General features: G+C 61.7%; 14 protein-coding genes and 2 pseudogenes. 6 read left to right on the top strand and 10 right to left on the bottom strand.

Features of this window, described 5'->3' with window-relative positions; genetic code table 11:
- Nucleotides 1–7: 7 nt before the first annotated feature.
- The gene (locus AC3WMA_RS17655; RefSeq protein ID WP_492286661.1) at nucleotides 8–2,746 is read left to right on the top strand and encodes an EAL domain-containing protein; all 2,739 of its coding nucleotides are present in this window, start codon (nucleotides 8–10) and stop codon (nucleotides 2,744–2,746) included.
- Between the two features lie 303 nt (nucleotides 2,747–3,049).
- Here the strand turns inward: AC3WMA_RS17655 and AC3WMA_RS17650 are convergent, their stop codons facing one another.
- From AC3WMA_RS17650 to AC3WMA_RS17625, 6 genes and pseudogenes are all read right to left on the bottom strand, one after another.
- Nucleotides 3,050–4,261 (bottom strand): phospholipase D-like domain-containing protein, encoded by a 1,212-nt coding sequence (locus tag AC3WMA_RS17650; RefSeq protein WP_492286660.1) that lies wholly within the window; start codon nucleotides 4,259–4,261, stop codon nucleotides 3,050–3,052.
- 129 nt (nucleotides 4,262–4,390) lie between these two features.
- Complete coding sequence (locus tag AC3WMA_RS17645; protein ID WP_492286659.1) at nucleotides 4,391–6,310, bottom strand: AI-2E family transporter; 1,920 nt, start codon at nucleotides 6,308–6,310, stop codon at nucleotides 4,391–4,393.
- Nucleotides 6,311–6,375: 65 nt separating this feature from the next.
- Nucleotides 6,376–7,956 (bottom strand): OpgD/OpgG family glucan biosynthesis protein, encoded by a 1,581-nt coding sequence (locus AC3WMA_RS17640; protein ID WP_492286658.1) that lies wholly within the window; start codon nucleotides 7,954–7,956, stop codon nucleotides 6,376–6,378.
- A gap of 586 nt (nucleotides 7,957–8,542) precedes the next feature.
- Nucleotides 8,543–8,818: a hypothetical protein gene (locus AC3WMA_RS17635; RefSeq protein WP_492286657.1), complete on the bottom strand. Its 276-nt coding sequence runs from the start codon at nucleotides 8,816–8,818 to the stop codon at nucleotides 8,543–8,545.
- A 572-nt stretch (nucleotides 8,819–9,390) separates the two neighbouring features.
- Nucleotides 9,391–9,804: a DUF1236 domain-containing protein gene (locus tag AC3WMA_RS17630; RefSeq protein WP_492286656.1), complete on the bottom strand. Its 414-nt coding sequence runs from the start codon at nucleotides 9,802–9,804 to the stop codon at nucleotides 9,391–9,393.
- Between the two features lie 328 nt (nucleotides 9,805–10,132).
- Nucleotides 10,133–11,299 (bottom strand): annotated as a pseudogene (locus tag AC3WMA_RS17625) (IS3 family transposase).
- A gap of 144 nt (nucleotides 11,300–11,443) precedes the next feature.
- Between AC3WMA_RS17625 and AC3WMA_RS17620 the strand changes: the two are divergent.
- Nucleotides 11,444–11,761, top strand: coding sequence for a DUF4118 domain-containing protein (locus tag AC3WMA_RS17620; RefSeq protein ID WP_492286655.1), 318 nt, complete (start codon nucleotides 11,444–11,446; stop codon nucleotides 11,759–11,761).
- On the opposite strand, the gene gcvA is transcribed toward AC3WMA_RS17620, so the two are convergent.
- Nucleotides 11,686–12,561 (bottom strand): transcriptional regulator GcvA, encoded by an 876-nt coding sequence (gene gcvA, locus AC3WMA_RS17615; RefSeq protein WP_492286654.1) that lies wholly within the window; start codon nucleotides 12,559–12,561, stop codon nucleotides 11,686–11,688. The genes AC3WMA_RS17620 and gcvA overlap by 76 nt on opposite strands.
- Nucleotides 12,562–12,741: 180 nt before the next feature.
- Between gcvA and AC3WMA_RS17610 the strand changes: the two genes are divergently transcribed.
- Together AC3WMA_RS17610 and AC3WMA_RS17605 are read left to right on the top strand one after the other, a co-directional pair.
- Nucleotides 12,742–14,157 (top strand): amidase, encoded by a 1,416-nt coding sequence (locus AC3WMA_RS17610; protein ID WP_492286653.1) that lies wholly within the window; start codon nucleotides 12,742–12,744, stop codon nucleotides 14,155–14,157.
- Nucleotides 14,158–14,220: 63 nt separating this feature from the next.
- Nucleotides 14,221–15,462, top strand: a complete 1,242-nt coding sequence (locus AC3WMA_RS17605; protein ID WP_492286652.1) for an MFS transporter — start codon at nucleotides 14,221–14,223, stop codon at nucleotides 15,460–15,462.
- Nucleotides 15,463–15,634: 172 nt separating this feature from the next.
- Here the strand turns inward: AC3WMA_RS17605 and AC3WMA_RS17600 are convergent, their stop codons facing one another.
- The 3 genes and pseudogenes from AC3WMA_RS17600 to AC3WMA_RS17590 form a co-directional block, all read right to left on the bottom strand.
- On the bottom strand, nucleotides 15,635–16,021 hold the full coding sequence (locus AC3WMA_RS17600; RefSeq protein WP_492287090.1) for a DUF2200 domain-containing protein: 387 nt from the start codon (nucleotides 16,019–16,021) through the stop codon (nucleotides 15,635–15,637).
- 41 nt (nucleotides 16,022–16,062) lie between these two features.
- Nucleotides 16,063–16,359, bottom strand: a pseudogene (locus AC3WMA_RS17595) (alpha/beta family hydrolase); the annotation flags it as partial.
- Between the two features lie 209 nt (nucleotides 16,360–16,568).
- Nucleotides 16,569–17,504 carry a LysR family transcriptional regulator gene (locus tag AC3WMA_RS17590; RefSeq protein ID WP_492286651.1) on the bottom strand — a complete coding sequence of 312 codons (936 nt, stop codon included), beginning with the start codon at nucleotides 17,502–17,504 and terminating at the stop codon, nucleotides 16,569–16,571.
- Between the two features lie 103 nt (nucleotides 17,505–17,607).
- Here AC3WMA_RS17590 and bla point away from each other — a divergent pair, with 103 nt between their 5' ends.
- On the top strand, nucleotides 17,608–18,504 hold the full coding sequence (bla, locus tag AC3WMA_RS17585; RefSeq protein WP_492286650.1) for a class A beta-lactamase: 897 nt from the start codon (nucleotides 17,608–17,610) through the stop codon (nucleotides 18,502–18,504).
- A gap of 412 nt (nucleotides 18,505–18,916) precedes the next feature.
- Nucleotides 18,917–19,510: a uridine kinase family protein gene (locus tag AC3WMA_RS17580; RefSeq protein WP_492286649.1), complete on the top strand. Its 594-nt coding sequence runs from the start codon at nucleotides 18,917–18,919 to the stop codon at nucleotides 19,508–19,510.
- Nucleotides 19,511–19,647 lie beyond the last annotated feature (137 nt).

The following is a 19,647-nucleotide window of genomic DNA, read 5'->3' as shown; positions in this document are numbered from 1 at the left end:
GGCAGCCATGCAAGCTAGCCGGGAGGCGATGCGGGGGTGGAGTGTGGAAGCCTCTGGGCTCCTGCTGTCATCCCGGTCTTATCTCTTCGCCCTTCTAGCCGTGGCGCTCGTCATTCTGGCCGGCGCGCATGACCGCCTCCGTGAGACGGTGCTGGATGCCCGCTTTCAGCTGGTTAAGCGGGCACCGTCCGGCACAATAGCCATGGTCGAGATCGACCCTCGTTCAATTGCCGCGATCGGACGCTGGCCTTGGCCCAGGTCACTTCACGCCGAACTTATTGGCAAACTCACCGAACTCGGCGTGACCGACATCGCCTTCGACGTCGATTTCAGCGCACGGTCAATCGACGCGGAGGACCACCGTTTCTCGGAGGCCCTCAAGGGCGCGGGCGGCAGCGTCATACTGCCTATCTTCCGGCAGGTCGCCTCCGATGCCGGCGGGGCGCGGCAAGGCTATGTGAACCGGCCGCTCGCCCTGTTCGAGGCGAATGCCTGGCCCGGGATGGTCAATGTCGCGCCGGACAGGGACGGCGTCGCGCGCGATTTCGGTTTCGGCGCAACGATCGACGGTCAGTTCATCCCCTCGATCGCTTCGCTGCTGGCCGGATTGCACGAACCTGCCACGCCGGAGTTCCGGATCGATTTCGGCATAGATGGCCGTGCCGTGCGCGGCGTTTCCTATATCGACATCCTGCGCGGGAACGGGGATCTGGGAGCCGTCCTGCGCGGCAAGAAGGTCATCGTCGCCGGAACGGCTGCGGAGCTCGGCGACCGTTTCGTGATCCCTGGCGGGCGGATCATTCCCGGCGCCTTGCTGCAGGTTCTCGCAGCGGAATCGATGCTGCAGGGTCGAACCCTGCGAACAACAACGTTCGCGCTGTCGATCGCGCTGCTGCTCGTGCCGCTCCTGATCGCTTTCGTGCTGAGGCGACGCCGCACGCGGCACCGGATCCTCGCCGTGATCGCGGCGGCGCTCGCAGCCGAAGCAGGCGCGATCGCGATCCAGTTCGTCTCTCCGATCGCGATCGACACATCCCTGCTCCATGTCGCGGCTGTTGCCTATGCTCTGATCGCGCTCATCGAAGAGGTCGACCTTCGCGGCCTGCTTCGTCTTGCTGCGGAAAAGCGCTTCAACAACGTCGCCATGTCGCTGTCGGACGGGCTTGTTTGCATCGGCCGGGACGGCCGCATCTCGATGTCCAACCCGGCAGCGAGCCGGATTTTCGGCTTCGATCCCGCTCAGATGAAAAGCATGCAGTTCGGCCAGTTGCTGGCAGGCGATCCAGCCGGTCGCGACGCCGGCGCGCCTCCGACCGCCGATGGCCAGGTCCGCGAGGAGATGGGGAAGCGCGCGACCGGCGAGTTGTTCCCGCTCGAATGCAGCTGGTCGGTCTGGGAAACGCCCTCCGGCCGGCAATACGGCGTCGTGCTGCGCGACATCTCCGAACGCCGCCGGCAGCAGGAGCGCATTCGATATCTCGCGGAAACGGATCCAGTCTCCGATCTCCCGAACGGCAACAGCCTGATCGCCGCCTTGAGCGACGCCCTGCGCCGAGACGAGCCGCAACGCCTAATGCTCGCAAGCCTCTGGCATTTCCGGCGGATGCGAGATCTCGAAGGCCAGACCTTCGCCGACGCGCTCATCCGCGCCGCGGCGGCAAGGCTGAAATCCAGGATCGGCCAGGGCGTGATCCTGTCGCGGAGCGACAGCGACGAATTCGCGATTCTGCTGCCGGCAAGCCAGGTTGATGTCCATCGTCTCGCGGCATCGCTTATCGAGACGTTCCGCAACGAGCCGCTCGAAGCCGAGGGCCGCGCGGTACGCGTCCCGATCGTCCTCGGCCATGCCGGTTCCGAGGAGGCCGCCGATCCGGAGGTCTGGCTAGGCAATGCCCGCTTCGCGCTCGCCGCGGCTCAGCGGCAGGAGGCGGAGATCGCCGTCAGCTTCGCGCCGGGGATGCGCGACGAGGTCGAGAAGCGAATGGCCCTTGAAAACCGGCTCCGTCAGGCACTGACGGCCGAAGAATTCGAACTGTTCTATCAGCCGCAGGTGGATCTCCAGACCCGCTCGATCGTGGGCGCCGAAGCCCTGATCCGCTGGCACCACCCCGAGCGTGGCTACGTCTCGCCCGGCGAGTTCATGCCGGTGATCAACGGAAGCTCGCTCGCGGACGGGGTCTCGGCCTGGGTTCTTGAAACCGCGATCCGCCAAGCCGCCATCTGGCAGCAACGGGGAACGCCCTTGCGTGTCGGCATCAATCTCTCGCAGTCCCAGTTCACGGCGGGAACGCTTGCGGTGGACGTCGCCCGCCTTCTGGAGACCACCCGGCTCGATCCGGCCTGGCTCGAACTCGAAGTGACGGAAGACATCATTCTCGACGATATCAGCCGCGTCAGGGCGATCCTCGGGTCGTTGCGCGAGCTCGGTGTCCACATCGCGTTCGACGATTTCGGAACGGGCTACGGCAGCTTGACCTCACTGCGGGACTTCCCGCTCGATACCATCAAGGTCGATCAGACCTTCGTTCGGAACCTCGAGCCGGCCAGCGAGAATGCCGCGATCGTCGCGGCCACAATCGATATGGGGAAGGCGCTGGGGAAATCGATCATCGCCGAGGGTATCGAAACCGAGGCGGTTGCCGTGCTCCTGACAGCGCTAGGCTGCCAGGAAGGTCAGGGCTATCTCTTTGGCCGGCCGATGCCGGCGCACGAGGTCGAGAAGACCTGGCTACGTTGGGCAGCGTAGGAAGCCTACTCGGGCAAAGCTGCGCATCTTGAAGAGAGTCTTTGATCGAGCCCGATCCAAGATTTGCAAGCGAGCTGATTGCCCGACGTGCCGATTCGGCAGAACGAAATTCACCCGTCCAACCGATGAACACACATATCTCGCGTCGTTAGCGCTGTCTGAGCACCCCAATCCAATTTCGCAAAGGACTATTGGGCCGACATTCGCGGAGAAAAACCCGCGTCCGCATTCTAGGATAGATTCTACGTCAATTTATGATGCTCATCCCGAATTCTCTGTTTGTAACGGATGGGTGAGATGCGCTCAAATCTGTGATCTGGCGAGGCTGGATATCCAGTCAGACACCTTCTGGCCAGCTGTGCGGCCTTGCCAATCCGAGAAGGTGTAAGGTTTCGAGGCCGCCGCATCCTTGTCGAACAGGGCGGTCTGGGCGCGGGCGAACTCCCGATCGAACAGATTGATATTGGCCTCGTCATTGAGTCTGAGAGCGCGATCGTCGATGTTCGTCGACCCGACCGAAGTCCAGATATCGTCGACGATGACTAGCTTACAGTGGAAGAAGGTCGGCTGATATTCGCTGATCTTCACGCCGGCCTGAAGCAGATCCCCCCAGAGGTGCCGTGACGCCTTCCTGACGATGCGCGCATCGGTCTGTGATCCAGGGACGATGATCTGGATGTCGACGCCGCGCTGGCGGGCTTCAAGAAGCTGCCTGCGCGTGAGCTCGTCGGGAACGAAATAAGGCGTCGCGATCCGGATATTCTTTTGCGCAGCGGCAAGCGCCGTCATGAGCATGAGATGCATGACGTTGCGCTGATGTGTTGAGCTTATAACGACCTGCGTACTGCGCTCGCCGATTGAGCTTATTTTGGGGAAGAAGCGGTCACCCAATAGCAATTCGCCGGTCGCCTCGATCCAGTGCTCCGCGAAAGCCGCCTGAAACTCCGCCACTGCGGGCCCCTCCACACGGTAGTGATTGTCGCGCCACTCACTCGGCGAACGAGCATCGCCATTCCACTCGTCGGCTATACCGACACCGCCCGTGAAGCCGATGCGGCCATCGATGATCAGCAGCTTTCGGTGAGTTCGATTGTTAACCCGGTCCAGCGTGTACCAGGTGACCGGGCGGAACCGGACGACCTCGACGCCGGCATCCCGCATCCGCTGGATGAGGCGCTCGTCCATCGGCAGGCTGCCGACCCAATCGAGCAGCACCTTTACGCTAAGCCCCTCCCGGGCCTTGATCGACAGGGCATCGGCAAACTCTTCGGCAATGGCGCCGCGCCAATAGATATAAGTCTCGAAGCTGATCGTCTGCCGTGCCTCGCGGATGGCGTGCAGCATCGCTGGGAAAATCTGAATGCCGTTGGCCAGCGTGTCGACCCGATTGCCGGGGATATAACTCGACCCGAAGAGCGCCCCCATAGAAGTTCTGAGCTGTTCATCCGAGGAAGCCAGGTGATGGGGGAGCGGTTGTCTCAGCTCCTGCGGCTCCGGGAGAAGGGTTGAGGCCACCAGGCATCCCAACGCTCCGAGCGCGGCCGATATCATCGCAACCCACAGAGGCTGTCCCCGCCACTTCACGACCACCTCATAGAAATACCGTCCAGCGCGTCGATTGAGGCGAGCATCCTAGCCCTCAGATTATGCCGCATTATGTTTCGTGGCCAAGGTCAGGCAGGCTCGGCAGACTCCTCGCAAGGATGTTTCCACCGTGTCGCCCGGAGTTTGAAGATCCGAAGCGAGAGGCGAGTCTACCGAGAACTGCCCTAACACGAGCGCCGCGGTCGGGACCCGGCGCCGCAGGCGCCTGACGGCATACTTGATGTGGGCCGCCCCCTGCGGGCCGATGTAGCAAACGCAGATCAAGGCGGGGCTTTGCTTGGCGAGACGCTCCAGACCGGTGGTCAACAGAGTGGTTGGAGGCAGCGCATCAGCAGCTAACCCATGCTTGCCTAGTATTTGGCTCAACATCAGCGCGGCAGCCTCATCAAGCTGCGACCTCGCGCCTATGCAGACGACACGATCGCTACCCTGGAATGCCTCGTTAAGGTCAGTCGCGCCGAGCACCGGCAAGTCCGAGGTTCCTTCGCTTTCGTCGGTCTGTTCGACGGCTGCCTCGGTCTCGGGATCGGACGTCGCATTTGTCAATTCTGGGCGGCGATCCTCATGATCAGAGAGATCCTCCACGACCTCCCGAATGCTCGCGAGAATCTGGTTTCTCCTAGGCGCGTCGAGGACACCTCGGGCCTCGTCCGCAGCGGCCAGACGCAGTCCTTCGAGCGCGACCTCGTCGTAATAGGCAGATAGCGAGCGCTCTTTGAGCACCTCCTCAGCCTTGTCGGCTGCTTCCGCGGGGTCTCCAGCCAGAATGCGCTGATAAAAAATCTCTGCTGCCGAGAGGGCAGGTCGATCTCCCAGCATCACGTCCAGAAATTCCAGTCTTTCGACATGCCGGCCAATGACTACGAGACACACGGTCAAGGGTGTCGCCAAAACCAGCCCGATGGGCCCCCATAACCAAGTCCAGAATGTCGCGGCGACCACGATCGCTACGGGCGAGAGCCCGGTAGAGCGGCCATAGGCCAACGGCTCGATCACATGCCCGGCGAGGGGCTCGGCGATCACAAACAAGGCCGCCGTCCACGCGAGCATCGTCCAACCGGGATCGACCGATGCGGCGATCACCATCGGAAAAACGGCCGAGAGGACGGCGCCGAGATAGGGAATGAACCGTAGGATTGCCGCCAGAATTCCCCAGAGCAGAGCGCTGGGAACGCCTATGGCGGCAAGGCCGCAGCCAATCACCACACCGAAGCCGGCGTTGACGATAAGCTGAGTGAGAAACAGGCGGCTGAGGCGCTTGCCGGCGTCATCGAATGCGGCCGTCGTCTTCTGCAGGTCGTAGGTGCCGGTCAGTCGGATGAACCGGTTTCGCAGGTCTTCACGCTTCAACAGGATGAAGATCACGAAGATGAGCACGATTCCGGTCGTCGTCAGAGGGTGGATCAGCGGAGCCAGAATGGCCTGCAGCGTTTGGATAGCGCCGGGCTCCGGCTGATGCACTTCGACCGGGATCGGGCGTCCATCCCGCGCTGGGCCTGGGGTTCCACTTGAGGCTGGAGCTTCTGCCTTCGGACGGTCGAGCTCCTTACCCAAGTCTTGCAGGACATCCGCGGCCCGGCTCAAAACCCCGCTTCCAGCGCCCGATCCTTTCAAGGCGGCGATCTTGGCGCGGATAGTGCTCTGATAGGTCGGCAGCTCACTCGCCAACTGCGTCGCCTGGCCAACCATGGCCATCGTCAAAGCCGCCAACGTTGCAAACGCAATCAGGACGACGACAAAAACGGCCAGCGCTCGTGGCACGCGCAGCTTCTGCAGACCTTTGACCAGCGGAGCCAGGACGAAGCTGAACAGGATCGCGAGCGCCACCGGGACGAAAACCTCGCGGCCAAAATAAAGCGCCGCGACGATAAATGCCCCGATAGCTACGTTCGAGATGACGTCAGCAGGGGATCTTGCGGATGGAGCCGCAACGGTAGGAGTAACCTCAATCGCGGGCATCGATAGTTTCCTTCATTCTCGACGCCAGCATGAAATGGTCGACGGCGGGCGGCCTTCCGGAAAACCTATTTCTTCGACGATTGCAGCCCGGCGGCGTCGCCGGGAGGCACCGACCAGGTCGCGGTCCAGGTTTCGCTCAAGGTGCGATTGCGCGCCCTCAGGAACATGCGTAGCTCGGCCGACTGACCGTCCGGCAGCGTTGCGTCGACGATGGCGCGCACGCCTTTCAGCGGCGCGTTGAACGCCAGGATCTTCGTGGTGATCGCGCCGGCCGTCGTCGTCGCGACCAGCTCCAGGCGATCGGGCTCGCTCTGATAATAGGCGAGGTCACCACCCGCGAAATCGACGATGAAGCGTTTGGTGCCGTTTCCGTCGACGACGCCGTCCTCGATGTCGGAGCCGTTGAAGGTCTGTTGCACCTGCGCGTAGGGATGCAGGTGCGAGGTCGTCGAGATCGCCGAGATGCGGTAGCGGAACTCGGCCGCCTGCCCGCTCGGCAGCGGCTTGCCGGGTGTCCAGCACGCGACGATGTTGTCGAACGCTTCGTTGTCCGTCGGGATTTCGATGAGATCGATCCGGCCTTCGCCCCAATCGCCCTGTGGCTGGACCCAGTAGCCCGGTCGCGCATCGTAGCGTGCTTCCAGATCCTGATAGCTGCCGAAGTCGCGGTCGCGCTGCATCAGGCCGAAGCCGCGTGGGTTCTTGTCGCCGAAGCTCGATATGCGCAGCGCCTTGGGATTGCGAATGGGCCGCCAGATCCATTCTCCGCCGCCGGACTGCAGCATCAGCCCGTCCGAATCGTGGATTTCGGGGCGGAAATCGGTTCTCTGGCCGAGATCGCCCTCGCCAGCCTGGAACATCGAGGTCAGCGGCGCGATGCCGATCCGCTCGATCTCCCGGCGCGGGATGATGGTCGCGGTGACGTCCATATGGGTTTCGCGGCCCGGACGGACGACATAGCGAAAGGCTCCGGCGACCGACGGGGAATCGAGCAGGGCGTAGATGACGAGCTCTGTGGTGTCGCGTGACGGCTCCTCCACCCAGAGCGCCCGCATGAACGGGAATTCCTCGGGGCCTTCGCCGCCGACATTCAGCGCCAGCGAGCGCGCCGACAAGCCGTAGCGGTGCCCCCGGCCGATCAACCGGAAATAGCTCGCGCCCAGGAAGGAGATGACCTCGTCCTGCACCTTCGGGTCGTTCAGGTTGGTGGTGACGGCGAAACCGGCGAAGCCCAGCGCCGGCGAGAGCGCCTTGGGGACGGGCACCTTGCCGTATTCGAACAGGCCGGTCGTGAACGGGATCGGGATCGCGTTGCCGTGGTTGATGATGTGAACCTGGACCGGCTTGTTGTGCAGGAAGCCGAGATGGAAGGGCAGCAGGCGGAAATCCGATCCGTTCTCGCGCCAGAAGGCCTTGTCGCGGCGAAACCGGATCTCGCGATAGCTGTCATAGGTCAGCTTCGACAACTCGTCGGGGATCTTCGGACTCTCGACATCGAAGGGCTGCTTGGCCAACGCCGTTGCTTGCTGCAAGACGTCTGCATAGCTGAAGGTTCCTTTGGGTGCCTGGGCCTGCACGGAACGGCTTGCGAGCGCATAAGCACTCGAAGCGAGAGCGAGAAACGCGCGGCGGGATAGTACGTACACGGATAATCCCCCCGGATTGAAATTGACCTCGATGGGCCGACTTTAGAACGCTGATAATCTAAGCGGGTTCCGCGGACCCACTTCCCTCTGCTGCCTCCGATCGTCGACCGCTTAGCGTTTTTGTAATCGAGCAGTTGGCGACTGATCCCAGAGGGCAAAGCGGCAACTGCAGGTGCCGAGACTGCGCCATCGGCTGGGAACGACGCCGGTCTGATCATCCAACAGCAGCCGGCCAAGCAGAACGAATTAACGCGAAAGGGGGTACACAATGCGAACGTTTCGCGCCTTGGGCTCCGAGGCCGACGTACTGGCATCGTTGCCAGGAGACATCGCATTGGCAGGTTGTTCAGTGTTTGCGAGCCTGGACTTAAGCCGCTCGCTGAGCTCCACCTGCGCGATCCCCAAGTCCGTTCTCTTGTGCACATCATTCGCTTGCGCAAGTGAGCTGCCTGCGAGCAGTACCAAAACAACTAGTGCCGAACGCCGCATATCAACCTCGTGGTGAACGTGGGTTTCATTATTTTCGGAGCGCATTATCGCGCCAAAAGAAACGAAGGATGGCCCATTGGCCATCCTTCCAAATTCTTCAGTTGACCTCACGGGTCACCTTGCGGGTGATGCGGTCGCCGTAGGCATTTGTGTGAGTGACCTTCTTGGTGACGCGGGTGGTGCCGTGGTGCCCAACATCGCGGCGGATCACGACTTTGCGGACACCCTGCCGATGACCGTGACGCCAGCCGCGATGAAGGCCATTGTCGACATGGCGGCGTTCCTTGACGATCACGGTCTCAGCCGAGGCCGGGGCAGCAGCAATCGGGAAAGCCAGAATGGCCAGGGGAGCCAGCAGCAGATACTTCTTCATCGGTGCACTCCAGGTTTGCATCGTGGAGTTCACAGAACCGCTGCCGTTTGGAATGGTTCCAAATAGAACCATACCGAGTCTTCGGGCCCGTCGGCCCGCTGCAATTCAAACGATGAAAGGGGCTTGAAGTAGCACCGCAAGCCAGGGCGGCGCCGGAATGATCTGCATCCGCTGAAGAGTGACCTAATTTCACCCCAGCAATTTTGCTGGATATTTCTCGCACTCGTGAATGCGGTACGATGGATCTCAGTCCTCGCAAGGGAAGAGCAGCTTTCCAGTGGGGACGATCCTGAAGATAGAGTCGCTCTTGAACTCAACCGGCGTTCCATCATCGAGCGTGTAGAACGTCCGCTTCAGCTTTGAGGAGGCACGCCACACAACGACAGTGAAGACGTTCCCATCTTCAGCGCACCAGCGTTCTCTGAGAAGTTCGCGCGTCGAAGGGGTCGAACCGACCTCCCGCCAGTTGGCAGCATCCCTTCGAACGATGCGTGAGATTGTCATTTGAACGGCCCCCAAGCGTGCTCAGGGATGGCCCTCACCTTCAGTAGAAGGTGAGGGCCATAGATCCGCTACTCGATCACCTGGATGATCTTGCGGGTCTTCGGCTCGACGATCACGGTCCGATCATTGACCACGGTGTAGCGATAGCCCTTAGTGCCGAACTCGGCCGGCACCTCGCGATAGGTCACACCGCTCTCCGGCAAGACGACGCCGACGCGGACATCCTCGCGATATCGGTAGGATGGCACTTCATGCGCCTGGACATAGGTCTTGAAGCGGGGTGTGGAGTCACCTGCGATGCCGCCGACGACGGCGCCACCAACTCCGCCGACCACTGCCCCTACCGGGCCGCCAACGATCGCGCCGCCGACGGCTCCAGTCGCAGCGCCAGCGGCCGCGCCACCGCGCGCACCTTCGGGATTCTGGGCGAGAGCAGCCAGCGGAAGCATCGCGATGGACGCAGCAAGAATGATCTTCTTCATCGGTCGATCTCCTGAATTGCCCCCAGACGCAGGCCGCAACTTTGAACCACTCCAAACTGTTCCTCACTCCGCCCAGATTTTCGTGATTTTCCCTCTTAAATGCCGATTCTGAACAAAAATTCAGGAAAACCTGAATATCCATTCAGAAAACTAGCGTTGAAGAGGCCGTTATATTGTAGTGGATATAGCGATCCCCAATCGGGGTTTGTTCGTACCCGTGCGCCAAATCCGGGAAAGTAAGGAAACGAGTCAAGCCACACGATGTTTGTGCTTCACGCTTGGCCTGTCCGGGTCGGTCTGTCCTGCTGCCGGTTTCGTGGACGGTTAGTTAAGCTAACCCGACCTTCTTTTTGAACTCTACCGGGCTGATGTAGCCGATGGTCGAGTGCCTGCGAACGGCATTGTAGAAGCGCTCTATGTAATCGAACACGTCGGCACGAGCATCGTCCCGTGTCCGGTAGACCCTGCCTCTGATCCGCTCGGTCTTCAGCGACGAGAAGAAGCTCTCCATCGCGGCGTTGTCCCAGACATTGCCAGAGCGGCTCATCGAGCAGGCGACGCTGTTATCGGCCATGAAGTTCTGGAACTGCTCGCTGGCATACTGGCTGCCCTGGTCCGAATGGTGCAGCAGGGCATCCGGCTTTCCCCGACGCCAGATCGCCATCATCAGCGCATCGGTCACGAGCCCGGCGTTCATCTCGGCCTTCATCGACCAGCCCACCACACGGCGGGAGAAGAGGTCGATGACGGCGGCAACGTACAGCCAACCTTCTGCGGTCCAGATATAGTTGAGCCGAAGGCCCGCGAAGCAAATTCGGCGATCCAGCGCTGGTTCGGACGCTCGGCATGGAACTCCCGGCCGAGCGTATTCGGCGCGATGGTCGACCGCCGGCCCTCATCCCTGGGCAGGCTGCGCCGACGCGGCCTGGCACGCAAAGCCTGGGCACGCATCAGCCTCTCGATGCGATGCAGGCCGCAATCGATGCCGTCCGCCAGCACGTCCCGCCAGACACGTCTGGCACCATAGGTCCGATCCGAACCAAGGAAGCTTGCCCGGACCCTGTTGCCGATTTCCTCGTCGTCGCGTGCTCGACGGCTCGGTGATCGGTTGAGCCAGGCATGGAAGCCCGAGCGCGACACATCCAGCGCTTCGCAAAGCATGCCACCGGCCAGATCCCCCGGTGCTTCGCAATGAACGTGAACCTCATGTCACGTCCTTCGCGAAGTAGGCCGCGGCCTTTTTTAGAATATCGCGCTCCGCCTTGAGCTTGGCCACCTCGCGCCGCAGCTTCTCGATCTCAAGCTGCTCCGGCTTCATCTGGCCATGGCCGGGAAAGGCTTGCGCAGGGTCGGCCGAAAAGAGCTTCACCCATTTGCGAAGCTGGTTCTCATGGACATCCAGATCCCGAGACGCCTGCGCCACACTCACTCCGCGGTCCTTGATCAGGCGGACCGCCTCGATCTTGAACTCACGCCCAAATTGCCTTCGTCGCATACCCCACCTCCGGTTTCTTGAAACACCCAATCTCGGTGTCCACGAAACCGGCAGCAGGCCACACACAGCTGTGAGCCTGGTGTAGGTTTTACGAGCTTCAGGCCGCATCTAGGTTTGGACCATCTGTGCCTGTATCGGTCGCAAATGCCCGGACTTCGTTTGCTGCTTCCCTATTTAAAGACCGTCGCGCTCATGGCCTTGGCCACGGCAGTTGCGGGCTTCGTGGTCTGGTTCGCTCCGCTCGATAGCGTCTCGGCGATCTACATGCTGCCTATCCTGATTTCGGCCATCCGATGGGGTACCGGCCCTGCGATCTCCGCGGCGCTCCTCGGCGCTTTCATGACTTCGCTGTTCTACCTGAGGATGTGCCTCCCTCCCAACTGCCATCATGCATTCAAGATCCAATCCCGGAACGCTGCGATCTTGGGCTGCTGCTGTCGGTTGTCCGGACTGACGAGGTAGTAGGCAAACTCCTCCATTCGAGCGGGCGGAAACAACTGGATCAAACGCCCGTCGCGCAGTTCGTCCTCAACCAGGGCAGCCGGGAGCAGTCCCGCGCCTTGACCGGCGAGGACCGCTTTGAGCAAGAGGCCGCTGTCATCGAAGGAGGGGCCACGGGCCGTGGTTCTCTCAGCAACGCCCTGCGTGTCAAACCACAGGCTCCAGCCCTTTCGTTCGGCATCGTGAACCTGCGGCCAACGCACGAGATCTGATGGCCGGTTTGGACGGCCAGCTCGGTCGCTGAGGTCGGGGGTTGCCACGGCGATCATCTCGACCGTGACGACGCGGTCGCTGCGAAGTCCGGGATATCTGCCCATCCCATGGCGGATCGCAACATCCACGTCCGAGCGAGAAAAATCCACCAGTGCATTGCTGGTGATGATCTGCAGATCGATTCCGGGTTGCGCCGATCGAAAGGATGACAACCGCGGCACCAGCCATGCCGACGCAAAAAAGGGCGTGGCGCTGAGGGTGAGCAGCCCAGAATCCATCTGAGCCGCGATCCGCTCGGATGCACCGGCGATCTGGCGGAATGCATTGCGTATCGATGGCAGATAATCGCGGCCCGCGTCGGTCAGTAAAATCCCTCGCGTCACCCGCTCAAAGAGCTTTACGCCGAGATTTTCCTCCAGGACCCTGATCATCTGGCTGACGGCCCCCGGCGTCACGCACAATTCCTCCGCGGCCAATTTGATCGAGAGGTGGCGGGCAGCGGCCTCGAACGCCTTCAGCGCGTTAAGGGGAGGTAATCGGCCTGGCATGAGTTAGAAAATCTGATTCATCAGAGTTAATTCTTCTGGTTTGTCCAAGCCGCGAGCAGAAGATAATTCCTGCTGCTATCAAGCGTCAATGCTGCAAGCAAGCCGCCGTAGCTCGTATGAATTCTAAATCATAAGTCCGTCGTTTTTGAACGTGCGTGGCCGGAGAAGGGGTTAGGTCGGATGTATGTCGACGTGGAGTTCTGCGGTCTCACAGAGGTGGGAGAGCTTATCGCTCGCCGCGCCATCACCTCAAAGGATGTCACTGAGGCGCTCCTTTCGCGCATTCGGCGTCTGGACGGTGAATTGCGGGCCTATGCACACCTCCTGGGCGACGGCGCCCTCCGCCAGGCTGAGATTGCCGACCGCGAGATTCAGGGGGGACTTCGCCGGAGCCCACTCCATGGCGTTCCCATAGCCGTAAAGGACCTTTGCTGGATCAAGGGCATCGCGACGGCGGCCGGCACCGCAGTCCACAAAGACTATGTGCCGGCGCGCGATGCGACCGTCGTGCAAAAGCTCATCGACGCAGGGGCAGTGCTGATCGGCAAAACCCAGCTCACCGAGGGAGCGTATTCCGACTACCACCCATCGATTCCGCCGGTGCAAAACCCATGGAACGGCGACTATTGGGCCGGCATCTCCTCCAGCGGGTCGGCGGTCGCGACTGCCGCCAGCCTATGCTTCGGTGCGATCGCGTCCGACACAGGCGGGTCGATCCGCTGGCCCTCGGCTGCCAACGGCGTCAGCGGCCTGAAGCCGACCTGGGGGCGCGTCAGCCGTTATGGGACATTCGACCTCGCCCCCTCGCTCGATCACATCGGCCCGATCGCCCGGAATGTCGCCGACGTCGCGGCGATTCTCAAGGTCATAGCCGGACACGACCTCAATGACCCCACGACGAGCGTTCGTCCGGTTCCCGATTACTTGGCCGACGCCAGCACGAATGTGCGCGGCAAGCGTATCGGAATCGACCCGCGCTGGAATTCCGAAGACGTAGACGATGGGACACAAGCCGCGCTGACGGAAGCTTGCGCGATATTCTCGAACTTAGGCGCCGAGATCGTCGAAGTGTCATTTCCCGATGTCCGCCAGACCGTGGCGGACTGGACGCCGAACTGCGCGGTTGAAGCGGCAGTTGCTCATCAAGCGACCTATGCCCTCCACAAGGAACAATATGGCGCCATCCTATCGTCCGTCGTCCAGACCGGGATGGCCGTTTCCGCGATGACCTATCAGGAAGTCCTCCTTCGCCGCGCGGCATTCCGTGGCCAAGTCGAGGCCCTGCTATCATCGGTCGACGCCATCCTGACGCCCGTCCATCCTTTCGCGCCGCTCACGCTGAAGACGATCGCAACCCTTGGCGAGCAGCCAGAGCTGATCGCCAAGCTGCAACGCTACACCTGTCCCTTCAACATGAGCGGCCATCCAACGCTGGTCTTCCCCGGGGGCGCCTCGGTGGAAGGCATGCCCATCGGCCTGCAATTGATCGCCGCTGAATTCGGCGAAAGCGCGCTTCTTGCTCTCGGCGCAGCGTTTCAGGGCGCAACGTCTTGGCACCGTCGTCAACCGGACCTCAGTGGCACGCGGCAGTCCTAAGGCCTTGGGAGCAGCCCGCATATCGCACGCCGAGACGGCTCCGCTCGCCAGCAGAGGATAATCATGAACATGCAAAGGCCATCGACGATTTTTTACGGCTGGCTCGTGGTCGCCGCAGCCTTCGTCATAACCTTCGTCGGCTTCGGGAGCGCCTACACATTCAGCGCGTTCCTGGACTCGCTGCAGCACGAGTTCGCCGCATCGCGCGGCTCGGTCTCGGCGGTTTTTTCGCTGGCCGGATTTCTTTACTTCGCGCTCGGCATCGTTTCCGCGCCGCTCGCGGATCGACTCGGCGTGAAGGCGCTTTCCGCAATCGGAATGACGCTTGTCGGCCTCGGCCTCATTCTGGCCGGACAGGCGCGAACCCTTCTCCAAGTCTATGCGGCCTATAGCATCGGCGTCGGCGTCGGCGTCGGCTGTGCCTATGTGCCCACGCTTGGTGCTGTGCAACGCTGGTTCGTTGAGCGCCGTGGTCTCGCATCCGGATTGGCGGTCAGCGGCATTGGCGTGGGGACGCTCGTGATGCCGCCATTTGCGATTTGGCTGATCGCGGGCTTCGGCTGGCGCAGCGCCTACACGACGCTCGGCGTCCTCGCGATCGTGGTCGGCCTGGCGGCGGCGCTCGTCATGGAGGATGACCCTAGCCGCCGCGGCCTGCAGCCCGACGGCATCGCACGTACCATGGTCGTTGGCTCCCTGGAGGCGGGCAATGTTACGCCCGTGGGCCAAGCAATCCGGACGCGACGCTTTGCCGGACTTTATCTAGCGTCGTTCCTGAGCGCGCTTGGTGTCTTCGTACCGTTCGTGCATCTCGCGCCCTACGCGCTCGACCATGGTGTTCCCGCTTCGGGGGCAGTCTGGCTGCTTGGTGCCATCGGCATCGGCAGCACGATCGGCCGCTTCTTCCTCGGCGGCATCGCGGACAGGATGGGCCGCGAGCGCTTCCTGATCGCCATGTATATCGGCATGGCCGCCTCACTTCCGACCTGGATCCTTGGTGGCTCCTTGGGCCAGCTCTTACTTTTCGCGTTGATCTTCGGTCTCTTCTACGGAGGGTGGGTCGCGATTTTGCCGGCAGTGGTCGCCGATCTGTTCGGCGTGCGCCATGCCGGCCGCATCATCGGGGTTCTCTATTCGAGCGTTGCCCTAGGCACGCTCGTTGGCCCAGGCGCGGCAGGCTTCATCTACGATCTCAGCCATAGCTACGTCATACCCATTGCCGTCAGCGCTGTCGCAAACGCCGGCGCTGCCGCGGTCATGATTCTGGCGGCACGCCGAACCTCCGCTGGCAGGGTGAGCAGATGAACCAATCCATTCCACCCAAATGAGCTGCGGTGGAGTTCGGTCGCCTTGGCCACACCGCCGAAGACCCCTTCGCAGCTTAATGCAGCGTATTTGGTGACCCGGAGCGCGCGCGCCTTTGAAGCGCATCGCTATTCGCGAACAAAGTTCGGTTCTAGTGACGTTCCAATGTCACCTAATGGCGCGACCCGGCCAACCACGCCGACTCTGGTCGACGGTATAAGATCTTGTCGATCGCCTTCCCTCGGGCGAGTTCATCGATGAGCTTGTCCAAGTAGCGGATTTCCCGCATCACCGGCTCGGCGATTTCCTCGACGCGGACACCGCAGACAATTCCCCTTATCCCGAGGCGCGCGAGATTGAGTGCCGGCGCCTGGGGGAAAAAGGTCTCATAGTCTGAGTTTTTCGCCAGCTGGGAGGCAAGTGCCTCTTGGCCGTAGCCGGTTAGCCAGTGGATGATCTGGTCGACCTCCACCTTCGTGCGCCCCTTCCTCTCCACCTTGGCGACCAGAAGCGGGTAAATCTTGGCAAAGCTCATTCTGTAGATTCGGTGATGCGTCATCACTTGCGCTTTCCCGGCGCTTCTCGTGGGGTCTGCCGGTATCCATCTTCATATCGCGATTCCGCCGGGTGTTTGCTCGCGACGCGCCGGCCCATCGACCTGCCACCGATAACAAGCTCTCCCTGCCTGCCGAGTGCGTTGACGGCAGCGATATATTGCGGGTTTAGCTTTTCAGCGCGGGGCGGTGGCATGCGCCCAACCCCGGTCCGCCGCGCCGCCATTTAGTCGATCTCAAAGCGGGCAACGCGAAAGCCCTTTCCGGCTATGGCCTTTGCAGACACCGTCATTGACGGCGAGTCCATCGGAGCTCCGGCCCCATGCGCCAGGAGGATCGGCACGTCGGCCTGGTCGGGGCCGTCGAAAAAGAAACATTGCGCTGTCCCGCTGGGCCGCTGTCAGCCGCAAACGTACCGCAGCAGATCTCCCGCGTCGAAGCCATCCAATGAGCAGTGGCGGCGACTCCTTCGGCACTGTTCGGCTTACGGCCGGGCCCGTGCTCTCTGGGCCGGTGCTGGCTCTCCGGTTGCGTTGTCGAGGTCTCTTGCTGTCAGCTTTCGTGCTGACCATGAGTGTCCGCTGCTGGCGCACGCCTTTGAACGCGATCGTCTCCATTCTCAGGCCAAAGCTCAGCGGCAATCCACCTCTTAAAGGCCACCATGGCGCTCGTTTCGGTCCGTGACCTCAGCCGCGTCATCCAGTAGGCGCCGGTGACGATACCGACGTCGAGCGGCTGTACAATTCGTCCGGCACAGATATCACGCGAGAACATCGCGGCGGGGACCAGCGCAACGCCGAGACCTTGCGCTGCCGCTTCGACCAGGGCCAGCGAGTTATCGAAAATCCAGCCTCGGGCAACCGGAGGGGTCAGCCCCGCGGTAAGGAACCAGAGCGGCCATTCGTCCTGACGATATGAACGCAGCAGGTGCTGCGTCAGCAGGTCAGCCGGAGCGCGGACTGACAAGGCCAGTCCAGGGCTGCAGACTGGTGCGAGCGGGGCTTGCATCAACTCGACCGCCTCGGTGCCGTGCCAAGCACCGTCACCGAAGCGAATGAACAGATCGAGGCCGTCGAGGAGCGTGTCGGCGCGGTTGTTGTTCGTCTTGATCCGCACCTCGATCTGCGGGTGCCGCGCGTTGAAGTCATTCAGCCGCGGCAGGAGCCACCCGAGGGCGAAGCTGCTGACCACACCGATCGTGAGAATCTCGGCGGTGCCGCCTGTACGCAGCTGGTGCACTTTGTCGCTGACGCGTCGGAGCGCATCCGTCAGCACCGGCAGCAACGCCAGCGCCTCCTCGGTTAGGGCTATGCCACGCGGCAGGCGCTCGAACAGCGAAAAGCCAAGATCCTTCTCAAGCAACTTGATCTGATGACTTATGGCAGTTTGGCCGACGCGCAGCTCCATCCCTGCCTTGGTCAGGCTCCCGAGCCGTGCCGCCGCCTCAAAGGCGCGCAGCGCGTTGAGCGGCAGTCTCGAAACATCCATCCGGGAGCCCCAATTTTTCTCATATCAAATCTGAGTAACGATCATTTGGCTAGGGTCATGCGGGCTCGCTACCTCTGCGCCTCCCTATGGAGACAAAACGCACATGACAACTCGCACTATCAAATCCCTTGTGGCGGACCGGCGCTCGTTCTTGGTCGGCGCTGGCGCCGCTCTTGTCGGCGTCAGACATGCGGCGGCTGCCCCATCGACTAGCCTCGATCTAAGGTCTCTGGAAGAGAGGCATGGCGGCCGCCTCGGGCTATTCGCAACGCGAGAGAGCCAGCGGGTCGGCTGGCGCTCGACCGAGCGCTTCGCTTTCTGTTCGACATTCAAATTGTTTCTCGCTGCCTATGTGATGCAGACTGTGCAGCAGGGGCGCGATCGGCTCGATCGAGCCGTCCCGATCACAGCCGCCGACATGGTGCCGCATGGGCCGGTCACGCAGCCGGCGATTGGCAGAACGCTCACGCTGGAAGAGCTGTGCAAGGCGGCAGTCGAGGTCAGTGACAACCCGGCGGCAAATATACTGATCCGCGAAATGGGTGGGCTCGCTGCTTTCCAGCTGTGGTATCGCAGCATTGGCGACCAGGTCACTAGCGTTGATCGAATGGAAATCGAGCTGAACAGCGCTTTGCCCGGCGACACGCGCGACACCACGACAGCCGAGCAATATGTCGCCAATCTCGACCGCGTCGTGCGCGGCAACTTGCTTTCAGCGGCGCACCTGCAGTTGCTTGTGCGTTGGATCACCGAGACGCCCACCGGGGCAGGGCGGATCAAAGCAGCCGTCCCCGCCGGCTACACTGTCGGCCACAAGACCGGCACCGGCGCGCGGGGGACTCACAACAATATCGGCATTATTTGGCCGCCAAGCGGACCATCGATTCTGATCTGCGTGTTCTTCACCGGCGCACAAAACGCAACACCAGGCGCCATCGATGCCGTCGTTGCGGACGCGACGCGTCAAGCCATGAAGGCATTCGGGCTTCCATCTCGCTAGGGGAGCCGGTCGTCAGCACTCGCCGATATATTCCGTGGCAAGCTGCAACCGCTGTGGTCATTGTAACAGTTGTCGGTGGAAGGCCAATGCCCATTGATAGCGGATGATCGATGCTAGTCGAACGTGATCTACGATGATGCCCGCGCATGGATCACGCATTGGGGGCACCACCGACGCCTAATGGCTTTCACGCCTCAAATCGCGACCGGAAGCCCGTGCCATACGCACTTTTAGAGAATGGTTCCTCGCGGAGATTGAGCCCGCTGCAGAATAGCTAGGTTGATTATAAACAAACGAGGCGAGGGCCCACACTCGCGCAGAGTATCGCACGGGAACGCTGACCGGCATAGCGGGCCAGCAGCTTCTCCATCTGAGGCGTAACGCGCCAGACCCACCAGAAAGCCAGACGCCGATGCATTTCTCCGATGCCAACACATTCGCTCGTCAAATCCACTTGCGTGCGGCCCAGGCGAATGGGCTCTATGTGATTGCGCTCGACGGACGCAGCGGCGTGGGCAAGTCGACTCTGGCAGCCCTGCTAGCAGATAAGGTGGGAGCGGCGCTCATTGAGGGTGACGACTTCTTTGCCGGCGGCACTGGGTTGCGATCAGATTCCCCTGCCATCCGCGCTGCCGACTGTATCGACTGGCCCCGCCAGCGCTCAGTGCTGGACGCCTTGCGGCAGGGTCGCGCCGCCAGTTGGCGCGCGTTCGATTGGGAAGCTTTTGACGGCAGGTTGCAGTCAAGCGTGTCTGAGCTTTCACCGCGATCCGTCGTTATCCTCGAGGGCGTCTATTCGGCTCGGCCGGAACTCGCCGACCTCATCAACATGAAAGTTCTCATGACCGCTTCAGACGCTTTTCGCAAAGCAAGACTGCTTGAGAGAGAGGCCATTATCGGTCCATGGGAGCGCCAATGGCATGAAGCCGAAGAGCACTATTTTCGTGAGGTTATGCCCTTGGCCCGGTTCGAGGCGGTCTTCGACGCGGCCAATTCGGATGATTGAACGTGATTGGACGTGATGAAGCTGCTGAAACTCGTGGCAGAGATGCCTGCGCTGACACGGGAGCCTGCGGCGAGCTTCTCGACCGCCACCCCGGAATGTCGGCATTCTGGCAGAGTGCCAAGTTCCCCAAGTGGCGC

The organism is Allobosea sp. FW305-C-101 (assembly GCF_058783685.1).
Note: the sequence above shows the minus strand (reverse complement) of the source record. Positions and strands in the feature narration are given on the sequence as shown.